The following is a 23,718-nucleotide window of genomic DNA, read 5'->3' as shown; positions in this document are numbered from 1 at the left end:
TCATTGACCGTGTGAATCTTCCAGCCGTGGCATGACCTGATCAGACGGCGAGCACGGGATGCGCTATACAATGCAACCACGCCCATGCCACATGCAGCCCCATGCAAAGGAATCGCCATGATCCACACCACGTTCTGGCTGACCGCGATGGACCACAGCCGCCTTTTCGTCAATCAGTGGCTGCCCGCCTCGCCCTTAAAAGCCGTGATCCTGCTGGCCCATGGCATGGCTGAGCACAGCGCTCGTTACGCCCGATTGGCCGAAAAATTCTGCGAGCAGGGTTACGGCGTGTACGCACCGGATTTGCGCGGACATGGCAAAACTGCCGAAAACGGTACTCTCGGACATTTCGCCGATGATGATGGCTGGTGCAAAGTCGTCGGCGACATGGCCTGTCTCAACCAACACATTGGCCAACAGCATCCTGGCGTGCCCATCGTGTTGCTCGGTCACAGCATGGGCAGTTACATCGCGCAGGCCTATTTGCTGCATCACAGCGCCAGCCTGCACGGCGCGGTGCTCAGCGGCTCCAATTTCCAGCCCGTGGCGCTCTATCGCGCGGCACGACAGATCGCCCGTTTGGAAAAGTTGCGCCAAGGGCCCAAGGGGCGCAGTGCGCTGATCGAATGGCTGTCCTTCGGATCATTCAACAAACAGTTCAAACCGGCACGCACCCGATTCGACTGGCTTAGTCGCGACCCGGCAGAAGTGGATTTGTACGCCAACGACCCGCTCTGCGGCTTTCGCTGCACCAACCAGATGTGGATCGATTTGCTGGGTGGGTTGCAGCAAATCAGCAAAGCGTCCAATCTCGCGCAGATCGATCCGGGCCTGCCGCTGCTGGTGATTGGTGGCGAATGTGATCCGGTGAGCGAAGGCAAACGTCTGAAAGATCTGGCCGACGCCTTGCGCGCGGCAGGTAGCCAGAACCTGCACCTGACGATTTACCCCCAGGCGCGGCATGAACTCTTCAACGAGAGCAATCGCGATGAAGTGGTCAACGACGTGTTGCAGTGGATCGCCGAGGCGCTCAGCCACCGCCGGCCACCCCGGTCGGAATAGTTTTTTTGTGAATTTATTTATTCGTGACAGGAATTGAAACTGATGACCCAGGTTACCAACACCCCTTATGAAGCCCTCGAAGTCGGCCAGACCGCCAGCTACAGCAAGACCGTCGAAGAGCGCGACATTCAATTATTCGCCGCCATGTCCGGCGACCACAACCCGGTACACCTGGACGCCGAGTTCGCGGCAGGCACCATGTTCAAGGAGCGCATCGCGCATGGCATGTTCAGTGGCGCACTGATCAGTGCCGCCGTAGCCTGTGAGCTGCCTGGGCCGGGGACTATTTATATTGGCCAGCAAATGAGCTTTCAGAAGCCGGTGAAGATTGGCGACACCTTGACCGTGCGTCTGGAAATCCTCGAGAAAATGCCGAAGTTTCGTGTGCGCATTGCCACGCGCGTGTTTAACCAGCGTGATGAATTGGTCGTGGATGGAGAAGCGGAGATCCTGGCGCCGCGCAAGCAGCTGACCGTGACGTTGCCAAAATTGCCGGCAATCAGCATCGGCTAATCGACCGGGCAAAACCATTGTGGGAGCGAGCCTGCTCGCGAATGCGCAGTGTCAGGCAACGATGATGTTGCCGACACGACCTCTTCGCGAGCAGGCTCGCTCCCACAGTTTTTTCAGTGAAACTTACGAGCGTGCGCGAGCCTGGTTGCGCAGGGCTTTTACCTGATCATGATTGCGTTGCACGCCGTGGTATTGGCGTTCAACCAGATCACGAATACCCACCAGGTTGTGTTTGTTGATTTTCTCCATGGCTTCTCGGTAAGCCTTCAGTGCATGGTCTTCACCGCGTTCGGCTTCGTTCAGCACAGCCTCTTCGTCCTTGCCGGTGAACATCGATTTAACGTCAACCCAACGACGGTGCAAGTCGCCGCTGACACTGGTGGACGTTTGCGGATCACCGCCCATCGAACGTACGGCGGATTGCAGCTCGGAAGCGGCAGAGGCGCAGTTGGCAGCACGCTGAACGAACAGCGTTTTGAGTTCTGGGTGTTTGATGTCTTCAGCGCAAGTCTTGAACCCTTCCTGACCGTCTTTGCTGGTTTCAATCAGGTCGTTGAGTACAGAGATCGCTTCTTTATTCATGTCGGCCATTTTTCAATTCCTCGCGGGTTGATGAAAGATGTAATGACTGTTGCACCCTGCATGCCAGCTTCGAACTGATAATTTATTCTTTATATTTCAACTAGTTATCTAAAATATCGAAATCTGTATCCGTTTTTTTTGCATGATCTGTCAATTGGCCTGCATGCAGAATGCCTGTATTTTCCAGACCGATTGAATCAAGACGACCGACTGATGAACCCTGAAAAACTCGAACTGCTGATCACCCGCGAAATGCCCTTCGGCAAATACAAAGGCCGGATCATTGCCGACCTGCCCGGTCAGTACCTGAACTGGTTCGCCCGGGAAGGATTTCCTCATGGCGAACTGGGTGGCTTGTTGGCCCTGATGCAGGAAATCGATCACAACGGCTTGTCGGAATTGCTTGAGCCCCTGCGCGCCAAACATGGCAAACCTGCCCCCCGCCATTGATCCTGACCGAGTAGCCCATGCCCGATAACACCCGCCGCACCCGTGATGAAACGTTCTGGCAGATCTTTGCCGATCGCTATGCTGTCGAACCCGGCCCGATCAATCTGGAGAACGGTTACTTCGGGCGCATGTCGCGAACGGTGGTTGAGGAATACCAACGCCACATCGAGTTCATCAACCGCAGTAACTCGGTGTATGTGCGCCAGCGGTTCGAACAGGGCGAAACGCTGAAGATCACCGCGCAATTGGCCGAACTGGTGGGCGTACCTGCCGACTCTGTGGCCCTGACCCGCAACGCCTCGGACGGCTTGCAATCGTTGATCCGCAACTACAACCGTCTTCAGCCGGGCGATCAGGTGCTGATCTGCGATCTGGAATACGACACCGTAAAAGGGGCGATACGTTGGCTGGCGCGCAATCGCGGCGTCGAGGTGATCGAAATCGACCATGCGCACCCCGCCACTTTCGACAGTTTGCTGGCCAGCTATCGCGAAGCGTTTGTGCGTTACCCCAAGCTCAAACTGATGGCCCTGACTCACGTCACCCACCGCACCGGTCTGGTCATGCCGGTGCAGGCGATTGCCGCCGCGGCCAAAGAACACGGGATCGATGTGATCCTCGACGGCGCTCATGCGTTGGGACAAATCGACTTCAATCTCGATGAATTGGGTATCTCCTTCGCCGGCTACAACCTGCACAAATGGATCGGTGCGCCGCTGACGCTGGGGTTCATCTACATTGCCCCCGAGCGCCTGGCCGACATCGACCCGGACATGGGCGAGACGAGTTTCCCGGTCACCGACATTCGCGCACGCACGCCGCACAGCACACCTAATATTCCGGCGCTGCTGACCTTGCCGCTGGTGTTTGAGGAACATCGCGTCATGGGCGGATCCACCGCCAAGGGTGCCCGGCTCAACTACTTGCGCAATTTGTGGGTGAGCGCGGTACGCGAACTCCCGGGGATCGAAGTCATGACGCCGGATGATCCTCGCCTGTATTGCGGCATCACGTCGATGCGCTTCACGAGACAGGTCGATCAACAGCCCATGGTCGAGCGGCTGCTCAGCGACTACAACCTGTTTACCGTGATGCGCAACGGAGCCGCGAGTGGCCCGTGCATTCGCATCACACCAGGCCTGACTACCACCGCCGCGCACATGGAACTGCTGGCCCGGGCGCTGACCGAACTGCGCTGAGGTCACACGGTGAATTTGTCGAAGTCCTCGGGCTTGAGGTGCGATGACACCGCTAAGGTGTCGATGCCGATGGTGGTGAAACCGAAAAAACCATCTGCATTCGAGTCCCGAGCGAGGGTGTGAACGCTTAAGGTCGAGGCTTCGCCGCCGTGCTGCTTGTAGTAAACGTCTTCAGCGTTGGTCAGCGCCAAGGCCTTTCGACCGCTGTACTCACGGGTGTTCAGTACCGACCGCGAAGCCACCTGCGGAAAATAAAGCTGACCGACCCAGGCAACATGCCGTTCTTCCAGATAATTGTTGCCGGCCGTGATGCGCACAGCGACGTGAATGTGCAGCGCGCGACCGGCGTAGAACCCCGGATAGATCGTGGTAAACCGCACGACACCTTGCTTGTCCGTGAATTGCCCGCCGCGCAGGTAAGTGTCGTCGTCGGTGCGCGGGATCGAGCCGATTTCATCGACATCGACTTCCTTGTCCGGATCGTTCTTGCTCCAACCCGAATAGGCGCCACGCGCGTTGCAATGCCAGATATCGACCAGCGCACCCGTGACAGGCTGCCCAGTCATGGCATCGACGATTGCCAGGCGCAACACCAAGGGAACGCCATCGGCGCCTTCGCTGATGTTGCGCCTGACCAGTTTCGGGTTACGGAAATACGGGCCGGCGATCTGTTCGGGAGACAGCAGGCAAACCGGTTGTGAGGGTGCAACTGAGGTGTTGTCGTCCATGACGTTCTCTCTTCCATAAGATGAACGCAGGTTAACGTCGGGCGAGCGGTGAGATGCGGTAATTATGTATCGCCTGATCTTCCCCTGTGGGAGCGAGCCTGCTCGCGATTGCGGTGTGTCAGTCGACATCAATGTTGAATGAAAGTCCGCTATCGCGAGCAGGCTCGCTCCCACCCGTTTTTTTTGCGGGCAAAAAAAAACGGTGCACCGACCAAGTGCACCGTAAAGCCGTAGAACACACAACGAAGTGTCAGGTAAAGCTGATCAGTCCAGCAGCGCCAATGCCTCGGCGGTGCATTCCTGAATGCGGGCCCAGTCGCCGTTCTTGATCCACTCGGGATCAAGCATCCAGCTACCGCCCACGCACATCACGTTTTTCAACGCCATGTAGCTCTTGATGTTGGCCGGGCCGACGCCGCCCGTCGGGCAGAATTTCACTTCGCCGAACGGACCACCCAGGGCCTTGATAGCGGCGACGCCGCCGCTCACTTCCGCCGGGAACAGCTTAAAGCGGCGATAGCCCAGGCCATAGCCTTCCATGATGCCAGAGGCATTGCTGATCCCCGGCAACAGCGGGATCGGGCTGTTGACGCTGGCTTCGAGCAAATCACGGGTGATGCCCGGCGTGACGATGAACTGCGAGCCGGCCGCTTCGGCAGCGGCGAGCATGTGGCGATCCAGCACGGTGCCGGCACCGGTCATCAGTTCCGGGCGCTGTTCGCGCAGGATCTGGATGGCCTTGAGGCCGAACTGCGAACGCAGGGTCACTTCCAGGGCGGTCAGGCCACCGGCGGCGAGGGCGTCGGCCAGCGGCAGCACGTCCTGTTCGCGAGCGATGGTGATCACCGGCAGAATCCGCGCCTTGGCGCAGAGGCTGTCGATCAGGGCAACTTTGTCCGCCATGGAAACGGTCGGGGATGGGGATGTCATAGCGGCTGTTCCTTGGCTCATGGGCACCAGTAAATCTCTAACGTAGGTTGCAAAAACGCGCGAATCGGCATGGCGGCGACATCGTCGGCGGCCAATGCGGCACTCAGGGTGGTCAGTTTGGACTGACCGGAAATCGATAGAACTTTGTGTTTGGCCGAGGCCAACAGCGCACGACTCATGGTCAAACGCTGATGCGGCACGGTGGGTGCCAGCATCGGGTAGCAACGACGTGTACCGTCGGCTTTCAAGGCATCGGCCAGGTTCGGGCTGTTCGGGAACAACGACGCGGTATGGCCGTCATCGCCCATGCCCAACACCAGCACGTCGATCACCGGCAGTTCGGACAGCAAACGGTCGGCCTGCTCGGCAGCCTGTTCAAGGTTGGCGCTGGCGCTGTACAAACTCAGAAACTGCGCCTTCGCCGCCAGGCCTTGCAACAGATAACGCTTGAGCAAACCGGCATTGCTGTCGGCGTGTTCGACCGGCACCCAACGCTCGTCAGCCAGGCTGACCACCACGTTCGACCAGTCCAGCGCCTGTTTGGCCAGATGCTGGAAAAACGCCACCGGACTGCGACCACCGGACACCACCAGCGTGGCGGTGCCTTGGGTATCGATCGCATCGCTCAGTTGCTTGGCGACCGTCAGTGCCAAAGCTTCAGCCAGCAGCACCGGGCTCTTGAACCCATGGGCGCTGACGCCCTGAGGCAGTTTCAATTTAGATATCGCCATACCACGACCTCCCATCCCGCGTGATCAGAGCAATGGAGCTCATCGGCCCCCAGGACCCGGCCGCGTACGGCTTGGGCGCATCACCGGATTTTTTCCACCCGGCGATCAACTGGTCACACCACTTCCACGCGGCTTCGATTTCATCTTTACGGACAAACAGGTTCTGATTGCCACGCATCACTTCCAGCAATAACCGCTCGTAGGCATCGGGAATCCGCGCGCTGCGATACGTGTCGGAAAAGTTCAGCTGCAACGGACCACTGCGCAGTTGCATGCCCTTGTCCAGGCCTTGTTCTTTCGTCATCACGCGCAAGGAAATGCCTTCGTCCGGTTGCAGGCGGATAATCAGCTTGTTGCTGATTTGCAGACGCTGCTCAGGAGCGAAGATGTAATGCGACGGTTCCTTGAAGTGTATGACGATCTGCGACAGTTTCTGCGGCATGCGCTTGCCGGTCCGCAGGTAAAACGGTACACCGGCCCAACGCCAGTTGCGGATATCGGCACGCAAGGCGACGAAGGTTTCGGTGTCACTCTGGGTATTCGAGTTCGGCTCTTCCAGGTAACCCGGGACCGACTTGCCTTCGCTGTAGCCGGCGATGTACTGACCACGCACCACCTGAGTGGTCAGGCCTTCCGGGCTGATCGGCGCCAGCGCCTTGAGGACTTTGACTTTTTCGTCGCGGATGCTGTCGGCGGACAGGTCGGCCGGCGGGTCCATGGCGATCAGGCAAAGCAGTTGCAGCAGGTGATTCTGGATCATGTCCCGCAGCTGCCCGGCCTTGTCGAAGTAACCCCAACGGCCTTCGATCCCGACCTTCTCGGCCACAGTGATTTCCACATGGGAGATGTAGTTCTGGTTCCACTGGGTTTCGAACAGGCTATTGGCAAAACGCAGCGCGATGAGGTTTTGAACCGTCTCTTTGCCCAGGTAATGGTCGATACGGTAGGTGCGGTTTTCCGGGAAGAACTGCGCCACGGCGTCGTTGACCTTGCGCGAGGATTCCAGGTCCGAGCCGATGGGTTTTTCCAGCACCACGCGGGTGTTTTCAGTCATACCGACCTTGCCCAGGTTCTCGCAAATCGCGCCGTAAACGGCAGCCGGTGTCGCAAAGTAGGCAATCACACGCTGAGCGCTGCCGGCCATTTCCGCCAGGGCGATGTAATCGTCAGCGTTGAGAAAGTCGACGTGCAGGTAGCTCAGTCGAGCCAGAAAGCGCTCGGCCACCGCTTCGTCCAGCTCTTTGGCACCCACATAACGACGCAACTCCGAGGCAATAAATGCCAGGTGCTGCTGCTCAGTGCCGGGCTCCCGGGCCAGCGCGATAATGCGCGTATCCTCGTGCAGAAGGCCTGCGCCATCGAGTTGATAGAGGGCAGGAAACAGCTTGCGCAAGGCCAGATCGCCGAGGGCGCCGAACAAGGCAAAGGTGCACGGTTCAACCGTAATCGAAGGCATGATGTTTGTTCTTTTATCAAGTTAAGCTACAAATACCTTTTTTCAAGGCATCGCTCAAGAGAAAATGTAGTAATAACCACAACATTTTCGCAAAATACAGATTCCGAGTGGTGGTCGGTCGGAGCCATCAGTAGGATAGGCCACCGTTTGGGGCCGCATCCAAGGCCCTTTTGGCATAGCCGAACTCTAATTTGCGCTGCTGACCCAAGGAACATATATGGACCGCGTGCGAAATTTACTGGAACAGATCCAGAACCGCCTTGAAGACCTGAACAAGGCTGAACGTAAAGTCGCCGAAGTGATCCTGCTCAACCCACAGCAGGCCACCCGGTTCAGCATCGCTGCGCTCGCCCAGGCCTCAAAGGTCAGCGAGCCGACGGTCAACCGCTTCTGCCGTTCATTCGGCGTCAGCGGCTACCCGGAACTCAAACTTCAGTTGGCCCAAAGCCTGGCCAGTGGCGCGGCGTATGTCAGCCGTGCGGTCGAGGCTGATGACAATCCTGAAGCGTATACAAAAAAGATTTTCGGCAGCGCCATCGCCTCTCTGGACAGTGCCTTGCAGGCGCTGGACCCGAACCTGATCAGCCGCGCCGTCGATCTGTTGATTCAGGCCCGGCAGATCCACTTCTTCGGCCTCGGCGCCTCGGCCCCGGTGGCGCTGGATGCGCAGCACAAATTCTTCCGTTTCAATCTGGCCGTCACCGCCCACGCCGATGTGCTGATGCAGCGCATGATTGCGTCGGTGGCGCACACCGGCGAGCTGTTCGTGATCATTTCCTACACCGGCCGCACCCGCGAACTGGTGGAAGTGGCGCGCATCGCCCGTGAAAACGGTGCATCGGTACTGGGCCTGACGGCCGAGGGATCGCCATTGGCCAAGGCCAGTACGCTAAGCCTGAACATTCCACTGCCGGAAGACACCGACATCTACATGCCGATGACCTCGCGCATCATCCAACTGACCGTGCTGGACGTGCTGGCGACCGGCATGACCTTGCGTCGCGGTGTGGATTTCCAGCCACATTTGCGCAAGATCAAAGAGAGCCTGAATGCGAGCCGGTATCCGATTGGGGATGAGTTCAACTAATTCGACATCTCCGCTGACTGACAGGGCCTCTTCGCGGGCAAGTCGAATCGTCGCACCGCCGCTCCTACAGGGGAATGCATTCCAAATGTAGGAGCGGGCTTGCCCGCGAAGGCGTCAGCCGCAACACCATAAATTTTGAACTAAATCCCAACCCGCGCCTGCAAACTCAAATGCGCCCTCTCTCCCGGCGCCAGGCTCAGGCTGTCGGTGCCGCCGCTGGCCGCCTCCACACACACAAACTCTGAAATCTCATTCCAGCTCACACCCAACAATGGCCGCGAGCCTGGATGCCATACCACCGTGTCCGCCTGATCACCGGTATCGATGCATAACTCACGCTGCCAGGCGTGGTCCTTGAGCTGCAATTCGCCGTCGTGCTGGAACACCCTCTGGCACCCGCCATCGACCCGCAACTCACCTTCCTGCTGACACATCTGGCGGCTCAAGTGGTCATAACCCTGCGCGCCCTCCAGCCCAGACAGCGCTACCTCTCCCACGTCACCGATACGCCAATAGGCGTGCAACGCCTGACTCAATTGGCACGGCAGGCTGTCCTGATGCTCGGTGCTCAGGCGCAAATCCATGCGCTCGCCAAGGTGGGCATGCAGGTCCACTTGCCAGTCGCACAGCTGGAGTTGCCAGTGCAATCGCACGCCATCGTCGTCATGGCTGCTGTCGAGCAGCTTCCAGTCGATCAACCGTGCCCAACCATGGGAAGGCCAGGCATTTTCGCTCGGATGACGGCCGTACCACGGCCAGCACACGGGCACGCCGCCACGAATCGCACCGACCTGCGGCCACTTCGCCGCGCACCAGAGCCAGGGTTTTTGACCCGTTGGTTGAAAGTGCAGCAACTGCGCGCCCTGGCGACTGAACACCGCCTGACACAGCGGATGGTCGATCACCAACACGTCGCGCTTCTGATAGCGCTCCCACGCAAACACCGGACGTTCACGCAAGGATTTGAAGAAGCGTTGTAGCGGATGCTCATGCATGTGCCGCGGTCCTGAAAATCATCTGTCACCGGGGGCGCGCCCACCCCAAAAAAAAGCGGACAGCCTGGGCTGTCCGCAAATATGCGCACATAGAGGGGAGCTTATCGCAACAACGTTAGAACACCGACTGAATTTTCAGGCCGGCCACCAGCGCGTTATCGACCTCATCCACACCGCCCGGGTGAGTGACGTATTGCAGGTTGGGACGCACGGTCAGCCAGTTGGTAACGTGGAAGCCGTAGTTGATTTCGTAGTTGTACTCGGTGGTCTGCAGAGGCGTGAACAGTGGGTTTTCGTATTCAGTGACACCGTTGGCAGCGTTGATCGCTTCTTCGTTTTTCTTCACGTCATCGTTGACATGGATACGGGCGAAACCGATGCCCATGTCATCTTTTGGACGCGCATCGAACGGCCCCTTGTACACAAACATCAGCGACTGGTAGTTGTCGACGATGTTGGTTTCCTTGTCGTGGAAAGTGGCGTTGGCCGCAATGTTCAGACCACGAGACTTGTCACCGTTGTGACTGGTGAGTTGTTGCTGTGCAACGAACCAGTAGCCGTGCTTGCTGCTGTGTTCGCGATAGGGTTGGCCGGTCGTTGCCGCATCAGTACCGTTGGCGTCTTTAAGGACGTCATTGGCCTCGGCCGTGCTCTTGTAGTAACCGACACGGTATTCGCCCGGCAGGTTGTTAGGGTTCGGCAACCAGACCAGTTCGACGGGCAACACGGTCCCTGCGGTGCCACTGCCGCTCAGCTTGAAGCCGTTACCGTGTTCCAGTTGCGACGGGTTCTGGTTGTACGCACCGATCTGCGCATAGAACTCAGGCGAGATGTTGTACTTCACGCGGACCGCAGCCTGCATTACCGGCCAGTTGAACCAGATGTTGGTGGCCCAGTTACCCACTTGGGAACCGCAGAACGCCAGGTTCTGGAACTCGCATGGGAAGGTATTGAAGTCTTCGCCTTCGCCGAAGTAACCGGCTTTGATGTCCAGTTTATTGTCGAGGAACTGGTGCTTGATCCACAATTGGGTCAGACGGACCATATGGCCACGGCCGAAGACTTCCTGGGAGGAACTCAACGTGCCGGTACGCGGGTCGCCGACACGGTCATTGGAGATGTTCTCGCCATTACGGTTGGTGAACTGGACCTTGGCTTGGGTGTTATCCCAACCAAACAGTTTTTCCAGGTCCAGCGCTGCCCCCAGGCCAAACTGGTCGGCGTAACGAGCCGTTGTGTTGTCGTTGAAGCCGCCGTGGAGGTTGCTGCCGACTTCACCGACGTAGTCCATTTTGATGTCGATGCCTTGCTCGATCAGCTTGGTCCGCTCGCCACCCCAATCGCCGGTCATCCATTCGGAATCGGCGCTGAACGCGTCAGCTGCATGCACACTACCGGCCAGCATCATTGCTGCAACTGCTGACAACTGGCAGATAAGCTGAGCGTTGTTGTTCTTCTTCATCCCTACTTCCTCGTTTTATTGTTATTAACTTTTTTCTAACGCGGTGACATCAGGTGCGACGGATAACAGGCCACCCGCCGCGGATTTCCCCCTGTAGGAGCCGGCTTGCTGGCGATGGCAATCTGACTGTCAACATCGACGTTGAATGTCAGACCGCCATCGCCAGCAAGCCGGCTCCTACAGTTTTGATCTTCAGCGGCCCTTGAATTGGGCTACGTTGGCGATGTGTGTCTCGGCTACAGGCTGACCCGCTACACCAAGACGTTCCCCGGTCTTGGCATCGAACAGCAGCACTTTCGACGGATCGAATTGCAGGGTCAGGGTTTCGCCCGGGGCCGGTGCGACGTCGGGCGCCAGACGGCAGCAGACTTTGGTTTCGTTGAGATTGACGAACACCAGGGTGTCGGGACCGGTCGGCTCGGTGACCTGAACTTCAGCGCGAATGGTCGGCAATCCGTTCGATTCGCCGTTCGCCAACACGATTTGCTCAGGGCGCATGCCCAGAATCACTTCGCGGTCTTCGAGACCGGCGTCCTGCATGCCCAGCGGCAATTCACACCGTGCCTGACCGCTGTCGAGCAGTGCCACCAGACGACCGTCCTTGCGCTGCAAACGCAGGGGGATGAAGTTCATCGGCGGCGAACCGATGAAGCTCGCCACGAACAGGTTCGCCGGGTTGTTGTAGATGTCTTTCGGCGTGCCGAACTGCTGGATGATCCCGTCCTTCATCACCGCCACTTTGTCGCCCAGCGTCATCGCTTCGATCTGGTCGTGGGTCACGTAGACCGTGGTGGTTTTCAGACGCTGGTGCATCAGTTTCATTTCGGTGCGCATCTCGACCCGCAGCTTGGCGTCGAGGTTGGACAGAGGTTCGTCGAACAGGTAAATCTTCGGCCGACGCGCCAGGGCACGACCCATGGCCACGCGCTGTTGCTGACCACCGGAGAGCTGGCCCGGCTTGCGGCTCAGCAGGTGTTCGATCTGCAGCAATTTGGCGACACGAGCGACCTCTTCGTCGATTTCGGCGGTCGGCATTTTGCGGATCTTCAAACCGAAAGCGATGTTGTCGCGCACGCTCATGGTCGGGTACAGCGCGTAGGACTGGAACACCATGGCGATGTCGCGATCTTTCGGGCTCATGCCGCTGATGTCAGCGTCGTCCACCAGGATGGCGCCGCCGCTGATGTTTTCCAGACCGGCGATGCAGTTCATCAGCGTGGACTTACCACAGCCCGAAGGACCGACCAGGATCAGGAACTCACCGTCATTGATCTTCAGTTCGATGTTTTTCAGGGTGTCCGGCAAACCGGCACCGTAGGTCTTGTTGACGTTGCGTAATTCGAGAGTTGCCATATTTCTACCCCTTGACCGCGCCGGACGTCAGCCCACGCAGGAAATACTTGCCAGCGAATATGTAGACCAGCAGTGTCGGCAGCCCGGCGATCATCGCGGCGGCCATATCAACGTTGTATTCCTTGGCCCCGGTGCTGGTGTTGACCAGGTTGTTCAGGGCCACGGTAATTGGCTGGGCATCGCCACTGGCGAAGACCACGCCGAACAGGAAGTCATTCCAGATCTGGGTGAACTGCCAGATCAGGCAGACCATCACGATCGGGATCGACATCGGCAGCAGGATCTTCCAGAAAATCGTGAAGAAGCCCGCGCCATCCAGGCGTGCTGCCTTGACCAGTGCATCCGGGATGCTCACGTAGTAGTTGCGGAAGAACAGCGTGGTGAACGCCAGGCCGTAGACCACGTGCACCAGCACCAGACCGGTTGTGGTGTTGGCCAGGCCTAACTTGCCGAGGGTGAACGAGGCCGGCAGCAGCACGGTCTGGAACGGCAGGAAGCAGCCGAACAACAGCAGGCCGAAGAACAGTTGCGAGCCACGGAAGCGCCACATCGACAGTACATAACCGTTCATGGCACCGATGAAGGTGGAAATCAGAACGGCCGGCACGGTGATTTTCACCGAGTTCCAGAAATAGCCGCCTACGACGTCCCAAGCCTTGATCCAGCCGATACCGTCAATCACGGTCGGCCAGCTCAGCAGGTTGCCGGTGCGGATGTCTTCCGGGGATTTGAAACTGGTCAGCAGCATCACCACCAACGGGATCAAATAGACCGCAGCCGCCAGCAACAGCGTTGCGTAGATCGCGATACGGCTGAAGCTCAAGGCCGGTTTGCCAAGTTGATTACTCATGGCGTTTGCCTCGCAATTCGGAGTACAGGTACGGCACCAGAATCGCCAGGATCGCGCCGAGCATCATCATGGCGCTGGCCGAACCAATGCCCATCTGGCCACGGCTGAAGGTGAAGGAATACATGAACATCGCCGGCAGGTCGGACGAGTAGCCAGGACCGCCGGCTGTCATCGCCGCCACCAGGTCGAAGCTCTTGATCGCAATGTGCGCGAGGATCATGAAGGCACTGAAGAACACCGGGCGCAGGCTCGGCAGCACGATCTTCATATAGATGGTCGGTAGATTCGCGCCGTCGACTTGCGCGGCACGGATGATCGATTGATCGACACCCCGCAGGCCGGCCAGGAACATCGCCATCACAAACCCGGAGGCTTGCCATACGGCGGCGATCACCAGGCAATACACCACGCGATCCTGATCCACCAGCCAGTCGAGACGGAAGCCTTCCCAGCCCCAGTCACGCAGCATCTTGTCCAGGCCCAGGCCCGGGTTGAGCAGCCATTTCCATGCCGTACCGGTGACGATCATCGAGAGCGCCATCGGGTACAGGTAAACGGTGCGAATGAAGCCTTCCTTGCGAATGCGTTGGTCCAGCAGCACGGCGAGGAACACGCCGAGCACCAGGCTGATGCCGATGAACATGCCACCGAAGACCGCGAGGTTTTTGCTCGCGACCCACCAGCGATCGTTGTCCAGCAAGCGGGCGTACTGCTGCAGGCCGACCCACTTGTAGCTTGGCATGAAGCTGGAACTGGTAAAGGACAGTACGAATGTCCAGATGATGTAACCGTAAAAACCAACCAACACGATCAGCATGCTCGGCGCCAGTACCAACTTGGGTAACCAGCGTTGCAGCGCATCGAACGGTGAGGCTTTGCTGAAAACCGCCACAGAGCTCATCGGGATAATCCAGTCAGGAATTGAAGAATCACCTGTAGGAGCTGGCTTGCCAGCGATTCAGGCACCGCCGTGTGTCAGGCACACCGCCTTCGCCGGCAAGCCGGCTCCTACAGGGGAACGCGTCGAATCAGGCCGCAGACAAGCCTGCGGCCAGGGTTTTACTGGGCCGCTTTGACAGCCGATGCCAGTTGGGCGCTGGCCTTGGCCGGGTCAGCATCCTTGTCGTTCATGAAGTTGGTGACCACGTCGAAGATCGCGCCTTGCACGGCCAGGGAGGTGGCCATGTTGTGCGCCATGCTCGGTTGCAGGCCGCCAGTCTTGTCGTCCGCAACAAAGTCCTTCGACGACTTCTGGGCGCACTCGTCGAAGCCGAGCTTGTCCATTTCATTCAGCATGTCGTTACGCACCGGGATCGACCCTTTGTTCATGCTGAAGACTTTCTGGAAGTCAGTGCCCAATGCGACCTTGGCCAGGTCTTGCTGGGCAGCGATGTCACCCTTGCGATCCGCTTTGAGCTTGAACACCGCCAGGGAGTCGATGTTGTAGGTGAAGGCTTTTTCGGTACCCGGGAACGGTACACACTGGTAGTCCTTGCCCGCAACTTTCTTCGCCGCAGTCCATTCGCTTTTCGCCCAGTCGCCCATCATCTGCATACCGGCCTTGCCGTTGATGACTTCAGCAGCGGCGATGTTCCAGTCACGACCGGCGCGGTTCGGGTCCATGTAGCCGGTGATTTTTTTCAGTTCGGTGAACGACTTGGTCATCTCCGGGCCGGAGAGGGTTTTCTGATCCAGGTCGACCAGAGCTTTCTTGTAACCGTCGGCGCCCATGACCGAGAGCACCACGTCTTCAAACACGGTGCTGTCCTGCCAAGGCTGACCGCCGTGGGCCAGCGCGATGAAGCCTGCGGCTTTGAGCTTGTCGCCGGCGGCATAGAATTCTTCGAGGGTGGTCGGGGCTTTTTCGATCCCGGCTTTCTTGAACACTTCCGGGTTGATCCACAGCCAGTTCACACGGTGAATGTTCACCGGAACGGCGACGTAGTCACCTTCGTACTTCACGGTATCGGAGACTTTCTTCGACAGCAGGCCATCCCAGTTTTCCGACTTGGAAACGTCTTTCAACGCGTCGGTGCTGAGCAGGCCAGTGCTGCCCCACTCCTGGATGTCCGGGCCTTTGATCTGTGCGACGCCCGGCGGGTTACCCGCTACGGCGCGGCTTTTGAGCACGGTCATGGCTGTAGAACCACCACCGCCGGCGACTGCGCCGTCTTTCCAGGTGAAGCCGTCTTTTTCGACTTGAGCCTTGAGCACATCGACCGCTGCTTTTTCACCACCCGACGTCCACCAGTGAACGACTTCCACGGAACCTTTGGTTTCGGCGGCAAGCACACTGAGAGGGAGCGCAGACAGGGAAGCGAGAGAAATGACAGTAGCGAGGCGAGAAATCGCATTCATCTAGAAGTACCTTTCTTGTTGTTATGCATGCAAGTCTGGTGCTTGCGCTGCATAGGATTTTAAACAGGAGTTATCCCCTCGCAGGTAACGAAGGGACGCTTGAATGTCACTGCATGGTTACACAGGAGCGCTCTGGGACAACTGCCCCAAGGCCGTGGCCATGCTCGGTGCCAACGGCAATCGCGGGATCAGTACGGCTTGCCAGGCGTGGTACAGGTCAGGTTTACCAGCCCAGATGTCGGCGCTCGGGTGGTTTTGCGGATCGAGCTCGTGATGCCAACTGCCGTCGCAACGGTCGATGAAATGACTGTCACAGAATTCCCAGAACAGCCGATACCAGCGCTCGTATTGCTCGTCGCCCGTGCGTTTAAGCAACGCACTGGCAGCGGCGCTGGCTTCGCAATGGGTCCAGTGCAAACGATGGCGAACCACCGCGCGGTTGGCCCAATCCAGGGTGTAGACAACCCCCGGTGCGCCGTCGACATTCCAGCCGTGACGGCAGTTGTGGTCGAACAGTTTTTGCGCGTCGGTGGCCAGCCAGCCCGGCGTGAGCATCCCGGCCTGAACCCGCGCCGCTTCGAGGTGCAGCAACAGTCGCGCCCATTCAAAACCGTGACCGGGCGTGGTGCCGTAGGGGCGAAAACCGTCGGCCGGGTTGTCGAGGTTGTAGTCGCGCAGCGGTTGCCAGGCGCGGTCGAAATGCTCGATCACCAGGTAATCGTTGGCGGCCGCATGACCATGGATCACCCGCTCGACAATGCGCTGAGCGCGGCACAACCAGCGGTTGTCTTGCGTCACATCGGCCAGCGCGAGGAAGGCTTCGGTCGCGTGCATATTGCTGTTGGCGCCACGGTAGGCTTCTTCTTCGCTCCAGTCGCGATTGAAGGATTCGCGCATCGCGCCCTCCTCCTCGCTCCAGAAATGCGTATCGATGATGTTGATCGCGTCATCAAGCAAGGCTTGTGCGCCGGGACGTTTGGCGACCACGGCAGAACTGGCGGCCAGGGCAACGAAGGCGTGCAGATACGCCGCTTTGCCGGTGTTGTCATCCAGCGCATGGGCCACGACAAACCAGCCACCGGACTCGGCATCGCGCAACGGGCCACTGAGCGCTTTGACCCCGTGATCCACCAGTTCGGCAAACCCCGGCAAGCCCTGAATATGGGCCATGGCAAAACTGTGGGTCATGCGTGCGGTGTTCATGGTTTCGGCGTGGGCGTTGGCCGGGAGACGGCCTTTTTCATCCAGATTGCCGAAGCCTTCGGGAAGTTTTGATGCCTTGGCAAACGCCAGCAGGCGCAGACCTTCAGCGGCGAGCCATTGCTGATGGGCAGGCGCATTCAGCCAACTGCTGAAGTCCGGTTGGAAGGTGTCCATGGGGTGCCTTTTTTGTTGTTTTGACTTTGGGCAGTCTAAACAACGGGCGATGACGGGCTTGTAACGAAGGGGGCGAGTTATGTCACTGAGTTGTGACATTCGCTGTTAAGGATGTGTTGAGGCTTATGACGCCTTCGCTGGCAAGCCAGCTCCTACAGGGATTGCGCCGTACCTGTGGGAGCGAGCCTGCTCGCGATGAACGATTACGCGGTCTATTTATTCAACACTGCGCGGCAACTGCAACGTCACCCGCAACCCGCCCTCACGCAGATTTTGCAGGCTGACCTCCCCGCCATGGCTATGCGCAATGTTTCGCGCAATCCCCAACCCCAACCCATACCCCTGCTGCTGCCCGGCCAGCCGAAAGTGCGGTTCGAACACCTGCTCCAGCCGTTGCTCCGGCACACCAGGCCCTTCGTCATCGACGTGCAGGATGAACGCGCTGTCATCGTCATCGATGTGCAGGTGCGCGTTCTGCCCATACTTGAGGGCATTGTCGATCAGGTTGCCAATGCAGCGTTTAAGCGCCAGCGGTTTGCCGGGGTACGCCGCCAATGCCCGCCCCTGCTGAGTCACGCGACCATTGCCGGAGGGCGCCAGATACGGTTCCACCAGGCAATCGAGCACATGGTTGAGGTCCACCGGCTCGATATTTTCGTGAATGTCGGTGTCTTTCACACATTGCAGAGCACCTTTGACCAGTAGCTCCAGCTCATCCAGGTCACGACCGAACTTGGCTTGCAGCTGCTCGTCTTCCAGCAACTCCACGCGTAATCGCAGCCGGGTAATCGGCGTGCGCAGGTCATGGGAAATCGCGCTGAACAACTGACTGCGCTCGGTCAGGTAGCGGCTGATGCGTTCGCGCATGGCGTTGAACGCCCGGCTCACTTCGACCACTTCACTGCCACCCACTTCGGCCACCGGCTCCACTTCCGCCCCCAGCGACATATCCCGCGCAGCCCGCGCCAGTCGCTTGAGCGGCCGGCTCTGCCAGTGCACCAGCAGGCCGATGAACAACAGCAAAAAGCCGCTGGTGAGGATGATGAACCAGACCTGCTGCGCCGGCAGACCTTTTTCTTCAAGACTGGTGTAGGGCTCGGGCAACAACGAGGCGATGTACAGCCATTCGCCCGGCGCCATCTGGATTTGCGTAACCAGCACGGGCGGGTTCACAGGCTCCAGTGTCAAGGCGTAGTGCGCCCAGGAGCGCGGCAATTCGTCGAGTTTCAAGCCGCCGTTAAAAATCCGCAGGTCGTCGGGGCTGACGAAAGTCACCGAAATGTCGGTGTCCTGGCCCAGCGACTGGCGCAGCACTTCGTCCACCGCTTTGAGCACGGCTTCCTTGCGCGGGGTGATCGGCAGCACTTCCATGCCCAAGGGTTTGTCGTTGAGCGTCACCACGAATCGGGTGCCGCCCATGCTGCGCAGCTGGTCCAAAACCAATGGCCTGAAGGCGACCGGCAACGAGCGGAAGTAACTGACGCTGGCCGTCATCGAATGCGCCAGGCTGCGCGCACTGGTGACCAAGCCTTGAAGCTGCGTAGCACGCAGTTGCGACACCCAGATCACGCTCGACAACGTCTGTGCAAACAACACCGCCAGCAACGTCAGCAGCAACATCCGGCCCAACAGCGAACGGGGCACCGGCACGCGGTCGGCGAGCTTGCGCAGGAACTCAGTGGCCATTGCTGGCAACCACATTGGCGGCCAGTTGGTAGCCGCTGCCACGCACGGTACGGATCAATCGCGGCGGTTTTTCCGTATCACGCAGGCGTTGGCGCAAGCGGCTGACCGCCATGTCGACGATGCGGTCCAGCGGCATCAGATCGCGGCCACGGGTGGCGTTGCCGATGGTGTCGCGGTCGAGAATTTCCTGCGGGTGATCGAGGAACAGTTTCAGCAACGCGAAGTCGGCGCCGGAAAGAATCACTTCTTCACCATCGGTGTGGAACAGCCGGTGGCTGACCATGTCCAGACGCCAGTCGTCGAAAGCCAGCACTTCACCGCCGTTTCGTTCCTGACCGAACTGTGCACGGCGCAACAAGGCTTTGATGCGCGCCTGCAATTCACGCGGACTGAAGGGTTTGCCGAGGTAATCGTCAGCACCGAGCTCCAGGCCAATGACCCGGTCGGCCTCGTCAGAACTGGCGGTAAGCATGATGATCGGCACCTGAGCCTGACGCGGGTGCTGACGAACCCAGCGGCAGAGGCTGAAGCCGTCTTCGTCCGGGAGCATCACATCGAGGATCACCAGATCGCTCGGCGCCTCGTTCAACGCCTGGCGAAAACCGGCGCCATCGGGCGTGGTGCGGACCTGGAAACCGGCGCGAGTCAGGTAGGTATCCAGCAACTCGCGTATCTCTTGATCGTCATCGACCAACAATATCGACTTGTTGACTGAGCTCACGGGACGGCGTCCTTGTTGTTTGAATTGGGCGGATTATGCCTGATCGTGCGTAAATCTATGTTGTCTGTCATGGCCCCATCGCGAGCAAGCTCGGCTCCTACAGGTATAGGGTTGGTCGCCATTTTTGTGAACGACTCCAATCCTGTAGGAGCAAGGCTTGCCCGCGATGAAGACGACGCGGTCTCAAGCCTGTTCCAGCGCCACGCCCGCGCCCATCAGCCCGGAATACGGCGCCGTCACCAGCCACACAGGTATGCCTTTGAAGTAATCGCTCATGCAGCCCTTGTCAGCGAAGCACCGGGCAAATCCGCTTTCGAGGAAGAAATCGGCAAACCGCGGAATCACGCCACCGACGATGTACACGCCACCACGCGCGCCCGTGGTGAGCACGTTGTTGCCGGCCACGCGGCCGAGCCAGCAGCAGAACTGCTCCAGCACTTCCAATGCAATCGGATCGCCCGCCAGCCCGGCAGCGGTGATCGCTTCAGGCGTTTCAAGCACTGGCGTGTGGCCGTCCACGGCGCAAATCGCCCGGTAAACCCGTGGCAACCCGCCGCCGCTCAACGCGGTTTCAGCACTGACATGGCCGATCTCATTGAAGATGTGCTGCCACAGCTGCGTTTCGCGCGGGCTGCTCAGCGGCAAATCGACGTGACCGCCTTCCCCCGGCAACGCGGCAAAACGCCCTTCACCCAGATCCAGCAAGGTACCAACGCCAAGGCCAGTGCCCGGGCCAATCACCACCGCCGGCCGCAACGGTTCCGGGGTGCCTTCGCAGACCACGCGAAACTCTCCCGGCTGCAAACGGGTCATGCCCAGCGCCATCGCCGAGAAATCGTTGACCAGCAACAGTTGCTCGACCTGCAAGGTCTCGCAGAATCCCTTGCGGCTCAGGCGCCAGTGATTGTTGGTGAACTTGAATTCATCGCCACTCACGGGACCTGCCACCGACAGGCACACCGAACCGATCGAGCCCAACGCCAAATCGAGCCCGCTCAGATAGAGAGCGATCGCCTCCTCCGGGCTGGCGAAATCTGCCGTCGCCAGCACCTGGACCGATTCCAGCTGCTGGTTTTTCCACAACGCGAAACGAGCGTTGGTCCCACCGATGTCACCGACCAAAGCCAGTTTCAATTAAGCGTCTCCAGGGCAGAAGTAAAGGCGCTGGCGCCCTGCTCTGCGGAGCTGAAGGCCATGCGCATGAATCCAAATAGTTCGCGTCCGCTGCCAATGTTGTTGCCCAACAAGCCCTTGGCAGGTTCACGCGCTGCAAATTCTTCGGCGTCCACCTTAAGCTCCAGGGTGCCTTTGACGCCATCGACGCGGATGATATCGCCCTCTTGCACCCGCGCCAAAGCGCCACCGACATAAGCTTCGGGGCTGACGTGAATCGCTGCCGGGATTTTGCCCGAGGCACCGGACATGCGCCCGTCCGTCACCAACGCCACTTTGAAGCCGCGATCCTGCAACACGCCGAGGAACGGCGTCATCTTGTGCAGTTCCGGCATGCCGTTGGAGCGCGGCCCCTGGAAGCGCATCACCGCGACAAAATCCTTCTCCAGCAAACCGGCCTTGAACGCATCGGCCAGGTCCTGCTGATCCTGGAACACCATGGCCGGTGCTTCGACAACCTGGTTTTCCAGCGCCACGGCCGAGACTTTCATCACGCCACGACCGAGGTTGCCTTCCATCACCCGCAAGCCGCCCTCTGGCGAAAATGCACGAGCAACCGGGCGCAGGATGTTTTCGTCGAGGCTTTCAGTCGGGCCTTCGCGCCAGACCAGTTCGCCGTTATCGAGGAACGGCTCCATGGTGTAACGGCTCAGGCCATGGCCCAGCACAGTGTTGACGTTTTCGTGCAACAGCCCGGCTTCCAGCAGTTCGCGGATCAGGAACGACATGCCGCCCGCCGCCTGGAAGTGGTTGATGTCGGCTTTGCCGTTCGGGTAGACGTGGCTCAGGGTCGGCACGACTTCGGAGAGGTCGGCCATGTCCTGCCAGGTCAATTGAATACCAGCCGCCATGGCGATGGCCGGCATGTGCAAGGTGTGGTTGGTCGAACCGCCGGTGGCGTGTAGCGCCACGATGGAGTTGACCAGCGAGCGCTCGTCGACGATCTCGCCGATCGGCATGAAGTCGCCGCTCTGCTTGGTCAGGCGCGTCACCTGATGCGCCGCTTCGCGGGTCAGGGCATCACGCAACGGCGTGTTCGGATTGACGAAAGAAGCGCCCGGCAAGTGCAGGCCCATGACTTCCATCAGCAATTGGTTGGTGTTGGCGGTGCCATAAAAGGTGCAGGTACCAGGGCTGTGGTAGGACTTCATTTCCGATTCCAGCAGCTCTTCACGACTGGCCTTGCCTTCGGCGTAGCGCTGGCGCACATCGGCTTTTTGCTTGTTGGAAATGCCCGAGACCATCGGCCCGCCCGGCACAAAAATCGTCGGCAGATGACCGAAACGCAACGCGCCCATCATCAGGCCCGGCACGATCTTGTCGCAGATGCCGAGCATCAGCGCGCCGTCGAACATGTTGTGGGACAACGCCACGGCAGTGGACAGGGCGATCACTTCGCGGCTCGGCAGGCTCAGCTCCATGCCCGGTTCGCCCTGGGTCACGCCATCGCACATGGCCGGGGTGCCGCCAGCGAACTGGCCGACCGAACCAATCTCGCGCAGCGCTTTTTTGATCTGCTCCGGGAAGACTTCGTACGGCTGATGCGCCGAGAGCATGTCGTTATATGACGAAACTATTGCGATGTTGGCGGAGTTCATCATCCGCAGGCTGTTCTTGTCTTCGGTGCCGCAACCCGCCACGCCATGGGCGAAGTTGGCGCATTGCAGCTTACCGCGCATTGGACCGTCGCTGGCGGCACCACGAATCAGTGCAAGGTAGGCCTCACGCGTGGCGCGGCTACGGGCGATAAGCCGTTCGGTGACCTCAAGGACGCGGGGATGCATGTGTAGAACTCCAGGCTAACGGATGTGGCGACCTGATTGTCTATGCTGAACAAGGACCGTTGTGATTGGGATGACAGACGGTTTTCTTGATCGGTCGGACCAGTTGATCAGGTCACTCGTTGTAGATTGAACAAAATATTGCCATTAAAAACGCTTGTTTTCTATTTTTATGCGAATAATCTTGTAATTCCAACAACAAAACGACGGCGGCGCTGTAAATGACTCTTCGAATTGCAATCAATGGTTTTGGCCGGATTGGCCGCAATGTCCTTCGCGCACTGTATACCCAAGGCTATCGTCAGGATCTTCAGATCGTTGCCATCAATGATTTGGGTGACAGCGCAATCAACGCTCATCTGCTCAAGTTTGACACTGTTCACGGCACGTTCGACGCTGATGTTCAGCACGACAGCGAGAGCCTTACGGTCAACGGCGACCGCATTGCAGTCAGCGCCATTCGCAACCCGGCCGACCTGCCCTGGGCTGCGGAAAAAATTGATGTGGTATTCGAATGCACCGGCCTGTTCACCGAGCGTGCCAAAGCCGCCGCGCATATTACGGCCGGCGCCCGCAAAGTGATCATTTCGGCCCCGGCCCAAGGCGCCGACGCCACTGTGGTTTATGGGGTTAACCACGACATTTTGCGCCAGCATCACCAAATCATTTCCAACGCGTCGTGCACCACCAACTGCCTGGCCCCGGTCGCCCAGGTGCTGCACCGCGAATTGGGCATCGAGAGCGGTCTGATGACCACGATCCACGCCTACACCAACGATCAAAACCTCACCGACGTCTATCACACCGACCCGTACCGAGCCCGATCTGCCACCCAGAACATGATTCCGAGCAAGACCGGTGCGGCTGAAGCCGTCGGCCTGGTGCTGCCGGAACTGGCGGGCAAACTGACCGGCATGGCGGTGCGCGTACCCGTGATCAATGTGTCGCTGGTGGACCTGACCGTGCAACTCAAGCGCGAAGCGTCAGCCAATGAAGTGAATGCGCTGCTTAAAGAAGCCAGCCAGCACTCGAAAATTCTCGGTTACAACACCCTGCCGCTGGTTTCCAGCGACTTCAATCACAACCCGCTGTCGTCGATTTTCGATGCCAACCACACCAAATCCAGCGGCAAGCTGCTCAAGGTGCTGGCCTGGTACGACAACGAATGGGGTTTCTCCAACCGCATGCTCGATAACTGCCTGGCGCTCTGTAACGCTGAGTAAC

At 59.0% G+C, this 23,718-nt stretch carries 22 protein-coding genes; 6 read left to right on the top strand and 16 right to left on the bottom strand.

The features are described 5' to 3' along the window. The first annotated feature begins 117 nt into the window (after positions 1 to 117). Positions 118 to 1,062: an alpha/beta hydrolase gene (locus KGB06_RS03590; protein WP_223511901.1), complete on the top strand. Its 945-nt coding sequence runs from the start codon at positions 118 to 120 to the stop codon at positions 1,060 to 1,062. A 42-nt stretch (positions 1,063 to 1,104) separates the two neighbouring features. Then, positions 1,105 to 1,575: a MaoC family dehydratase gene (locus KGB06_RS03585; protein ID WP_223511899.1), complete on the top strand. Its 471-nt coding sequence runs from the start codon at positions 1,105 to 1,107 to the stop codon at positions 1,573 to 1,575. A 123-nt stretch (positions 1,576 to 1,698) separates the two neighbouring features. Here KGB06_RS03585 and KGB06_RS03580 read toward each other — a convergent pair whose 3' ends face one another. Next, on the bottom strand, positions 1,699 to 2,166 hold the full coding sequence (locus tag KGB06_RS03580; RefSeq protein WP_223511897.1) for a ferritin-like domain-containing protein: 468 nt from the start codon (positions 2,164 to 2,166) through the stop codon (positions 1,699 to 1,701). A gap of 204 nt (positions 2,167 to 2,370) precedes the next feature. On the opposite strand from KGB06_RS03580, the gene KGB06_RS03575 reads away from it, so the two are divergent. Continuing rightward, positions 2,371 to 2,607 carry a DUF3820 family protein gene (locus KGB06_RS03575; RefSeq protein ID WP_007949456.1) on the top strand — a complete coding sequence of 79 codons (237 nt, stop codon included), beginning with the start codon at positions 2,371 to 2,373 and terminating at the stop codon, positions 2,605 to 2,607. Between the two features lie 17 nt (positions 2,608 to 2,624). Then, on the top strand, positions 2,625 to 3,806 hold the full coding sequence (locus KGB06_RS03570) for an aminotransferase class V-fold PLP-dependent enzyme (protein ID WP_223511895.1): 1,182 nt from the start codon (positions 2,625 to 2,627) through the stop codon (positions 3,804 to 3,806). 2 nt (positions 3,807 to 3,808) lie between these two features. Here KGB06_RS03570 and KGB06_RS03565 read toward each other — a convergent pair whose 3' ends face one another. From KGB06_RS03565 to zwf, 4 genes are all read right to left on the bottom strand, one after another. Continuing rightward, positions 3,809 to 4,534, bottom strand: a complete 726-nt coding sequence (locus KGB06_RS03565; protein WP_223511893.1) for an intradiol ring-cleavage dioxygenase — start codon at positions 4,532 to 4,534, stop codon at positions 3,809 to 3,811. A 264-nt stretch (positions 4,535 to 4,798) separates the two neighbouring features. Then, positions 4,799 to 5,464: a bifunctional 4-hydroxy-2-oxoglutarate aldolase/2-dehydro-3-deoxy-phosphogluconate aldolase gene (locus KGB06_RS03560; RefSeq protein WP_223511892.1), complete on the bottom strand. Its 666-nt coding sequence runs from the start codon at positions 5,462 to 5,464 to the stop codon at positions 4,799 to 4,801. 17 nt (positions 5,465 to 5,481) lie between these two features. Next, entirely contained in the window at positions 5,482 to 6,195 is a 714-nt protein-coding gene (gene pgl / locus KGB06_RS03555) for a 6-phosphogluconolactonase (RefSeq protein WP_223511890.1), read from the bottom strand. After that, positions 6,182 to 7,651, bottom strand: a complete 1,470-nt coding sequence (zwf, locus tag KGB06_RS03550; protein ID WP_223511888.1) for a glucose-6-phosphate dehydrogenase — start codon at positions 7,649 to 7,651, stop codon at positions 6,182 to 6,184. Before zwf ends, pgl begins: the two co-directional genes overlap by 14 nt. Positions 7,652 to 7,877: 226 nt before the next feature. On the opposite strand from zwf, the gene KGB06_RS03545 reads away from it, so the two are divergent. Next, positions 7,878 to 8,738 (top strand): MurR/RpiR family transcriptional regulator, encoded by an 861-nt coding sequence (locus KGB06_RS03545; RefSeq protein WP_177318169.1) that lies wholly within the window; start codon positions 7,878 to 7,880, stop codon positions 8,736 to 8,738. Positions 8,739 to 8,878: 140 nt separating this feature from the next. Here the strand turns inward: KGB06_RS03545 and KGB06_RS03540 are convergent, their stop codons facing one another. From KGB06_RS03540 to edd, 11 genes are all read right to left on the bottom strand, one after another. Further along, a complete protein-coding gene (locus tag KGB06_RS03540; RefSeq protein ID WP_223511886.1) occupies positions 8,879 to 9,733 on the bottom strand; it encodes a D-hexose-6-phosphate mutarotase in 855 nt (284 codons plus the stop codon). Between the two features lie 115 nt (positions 9,734 to 9,848). Next, a complete protein-coding gene (locus KGB06_RS03535; RefSeq protein WP_223511885.1) occupies positions 9,849 to 11,195 on the bottom strand; it encodes a carbohydrate porin in 1,347 nt (448 codons plus the stop codon). 192 nt (positions 11,196 to 11,387) lie between these two features. Next, positions 11,388 to 12,548, bottom strand: coding sequence for an ABC transporter ATP-binding protein (locus tag KGB06_RS03530; protein ID WP_223511883.1), 1,161 nt, complete (start codon positions 12,546 to 12,548; stop codon positions 11,388 to 11,390). Between the two features lie 4 nt (positions 12,549 to 12,552). Further along, positions 12,553 to 13,398, bottom strand: a complete 846-nt coding sequence (locus tag KGB06_RS03525) for a carbohydrate ABC transporter permease (protein WP_223511882.1) — start codon at positions 13,396 to 13,398, stop codon at positions 12,553 to 12,555. Then, the gene (locus KGB06_RS03520; RefSeq protein ID WP_223511881.1) at positions 13,391 to 14,299 is read right to left on the bottom strand and encodes a carbohydrate ABC transporter permease; all 909 of its coding nucleotides are present in this window, start codon (positions 14,297 to 14,299) and stop codon (positions 13,391 to 13,393) included. The genes KGB06_RS03525 and KGB06_RS03520 overlap by 8 nt, the downstream gene beginning before the upstream one ends. Positions 14,300 to 14,457: 158 nt before the next feature. Then, positions 14,458 to 15,756, bottom strand: coding sequence for an ABC transporter substrate-binding protein (locus tag KGB06_RS03515; RefSeq protein ID WP_223511880.1), 1,299 nt, complete (start codon positions 15,754 to 15,756; stop codon positions 14,458 to 14,460). A gap of 117 nt (positions 15,757 to 15,873) precedes the next feature. Next, on the bottom strand, positions 15,874 to 17,133 hold the full coding sequence (locus KGB06_RS03510; protein ID WP_223511878.1) for an AGE family epimerase/isomerase: 1,260 nt from the start codon (positions 17,131 to 17,133) through the stop codon (positions 15,874 to 15,876). A gap of 216 nt (positions 17,134 to 17,349) precedes the next feature. Beyond that, positions 17,350 to 18,819 (bottom strand): ATP-binding protein, encoded by a 1,470-nt coding sequence (locus KGB06_RS03505; RefSeq protein ID WP_223511877.1) that lies wholly within the window; start codon positions 18,817 to 18,819, stop codon positions 17,350 to 17,352. Continuing rightward, the gene (locus KGB06_RS03500) at positions 18,809 to 19,540 is read right to left on the bottom strand and encodes a response regulator (protein WP_140667520.1); all 732 of its coding nucleotides are present in this window, start codon (positions 19,538 to 19,540) and stop codon (positions 18,809 to 18,811) included. Before KGB06_RS03500 ends, KGB06_RS03505 begins: the two co-directional genes overlap by 11 nt. A gap of 183 nt (positions 19,541 to 19,723) precedes the next feature. Next, the gene (locus KGB06_RS03495) at positions 19,724 to 20,674 is read right to left on the bottom strand and encodes a glucokinase (protein WP_223511874.1); all 951 of its coding nucleotides are present in this window, start codon (positions 20,672 to 20,674) and stop codon (positions 19,724 to 19,726) included. Beyond that, positions 20,671 to 22,497, bottom strand: coding sequence for a phosphogluconate dehydratase (gene edd / locus KGB06_RS03490; protein ID WP_223511873.1), 1,827 nt, complete (start codon positions 22,495 to 22,497; stop codon positions 20,671 to 20,673). Before edd ends, KGB06_RS03495 begins: the two co-directional genes overlap by 4 nt. Positions 22,498 to 22,715: 218 nt before the next feature. On the opposite strand from edd, the gene gap reads away from it, so the two are divergent. Beyond that, positions 22,716 to 23,717, top strand: a complete 1,002-nt coding sequence (gap, locus tag KGB06_RS03485) for a type I glyceraldehyde-3-phosphate dehydrogenase (protein WP_223511872.1) — start codon at positions 22,716 to 22,718, stop codon at positions 23,715 to 23,717. Position 23,718: the final 1 nt, after the last annotated feature.

The organism is Pseudomonas sp. GL-B-19, assembly GCF_019956415.1.
In the GTDB taxonomy this organism is placed as follows: Bacteria; Pseudomonadota; Gammaproteobacteria; order Pseudomonadales; family Pseudomonadaceae; genus Aquipseudomonas.
Note: the sequence above shows the minus strand (reverse complement) of the source record. Positions and strands in the feature narration are given on the sequence as shown.

Coding starts and splice junctions, on each gene's coding strand:
- KGB06_RS03585 (WP_223511899.1), top strand. CDS start 1,105: ATGACCCAGGTTACCAACACCCCTTATGAAGCCCTCGAAGTCGGCCAG.
- KGB06_RS03525 (WP_223511882.1), bottom strand. CDS start 13,398: ATGAGTAATCAACTTGGCAAACCGGCCTTGAGCTTCAGCCGTATCGCG.
- KGB06_RS03560 (WP_223511892.1), bottom strand. CDS start 5,464: ATGACATCCCCATCCCCGACCGTTTCCATGGCGGACAAAGTTGCCCTG.
- KGB06_RS03575 (WP_007949456.1), top strand. CDS start 2,371: ATGAACCCTGAAAAACTCGAACTGCTGATCACCCGCGAAATGCCCTTC.
- KGB06_RS03520 (WP_223511881.1), bottom strand. CDS start 14,299: ATGAGCTCTGTGGCGGTTTTCAGCAAAGCCTCACCGTTCGATGCGCTG.
- KGB06_RS03565 (WP_223511893.1), bottom strand. CDS start 4,534: ATGGACGACAACACCTCAGTTGCACCCTCACAACCGGTTTGCCTGCTG.
- KGB06_RS03590 (WP_223511901.1), top strand. CDS start 118: ATGATCCACACCACGTTCTGGCTGACCGCGATGGACCACAGCCGCCTT.
- gap (WP_223511872.1), top strand. CDS start 22,716: ATGACTCTTCGAATTGCAATCAATGGTTTTGGCCGGATTGGCCGCAAT.
- KGB06_RS03510 (WP_223511878.1), bottom strand. CDS start 17,133: ATGGACACCTTCCAACCGGACTTCAGCAGTTGGCTGAATGCGCCTGCC.
- KGB06_RS03580 (WP_223511897.1), bottom strand. CDS start 2,166: ATGGCCGACATGAATAAAGAAGCGATCTCTGTACTCAACGACCTGATT.
- KGB06_RS03515 (WP_223511880.1), bottom strand. CDS start 15,756: ATGAATGCGATTTCTCGCCTCGCTACTGTCATTTCTCTCGCTTCCCTG.
- edd (WP_223511873.1), bottom strand. CDS start 22,497: ATGCATCCCCGCGTCCTTGAGGTCACCGAACGGCTTATCGCCCGTAGC.
- zwf (WP_223511888.1), bottom strand. CDS start 7,651: ATGCCTTCGATTACGGTTGAACCGTGCACCTTTGCCTTGTTCGGCGCC.
- KGB06_RS03530 (WP_223511883.1), bottom strand. CDS start 12,548: ATGGCAACTCTCGAATTACGCAACGTCAACAAGACCTACGGTGCCGGT.
- KGB06_RS03570 (WP_223511895.1), top strand. CDS start 2,625: ATGCCCGATAACACCCGCCGCACCCGTGATGAAACGTTCTGGCAGATC.
- KGB06_RS03535 (WP_223511885.1), bottom strand. CDS start 11,195: ATGAAGAAGAACAACAACGCTCAGCTTATCTGCCAGTTGTCAGCAGTT.
- KGB06_RS03505 (WP_223511877.1), bottom strand. CDS start 18,819: ATGGCCACTGAGTTCCTGCGCAAGCTCGCCGACCGCGTGCCGGTGCCC.
- KGB06_RS03540 (WP_223511886.1), bottom strand. CDS start 9,733: ATGCATGAGCATCCGCTACAACGCTTCTTCAAATCCTTGCGTGAACGT.
- pgl (WP_223511890.1), bottom strand. CDS start 6,195: ATGGCGATATCTAAATTGAAACTGCCTCAGGGCGTCAGCGCCCATGGG.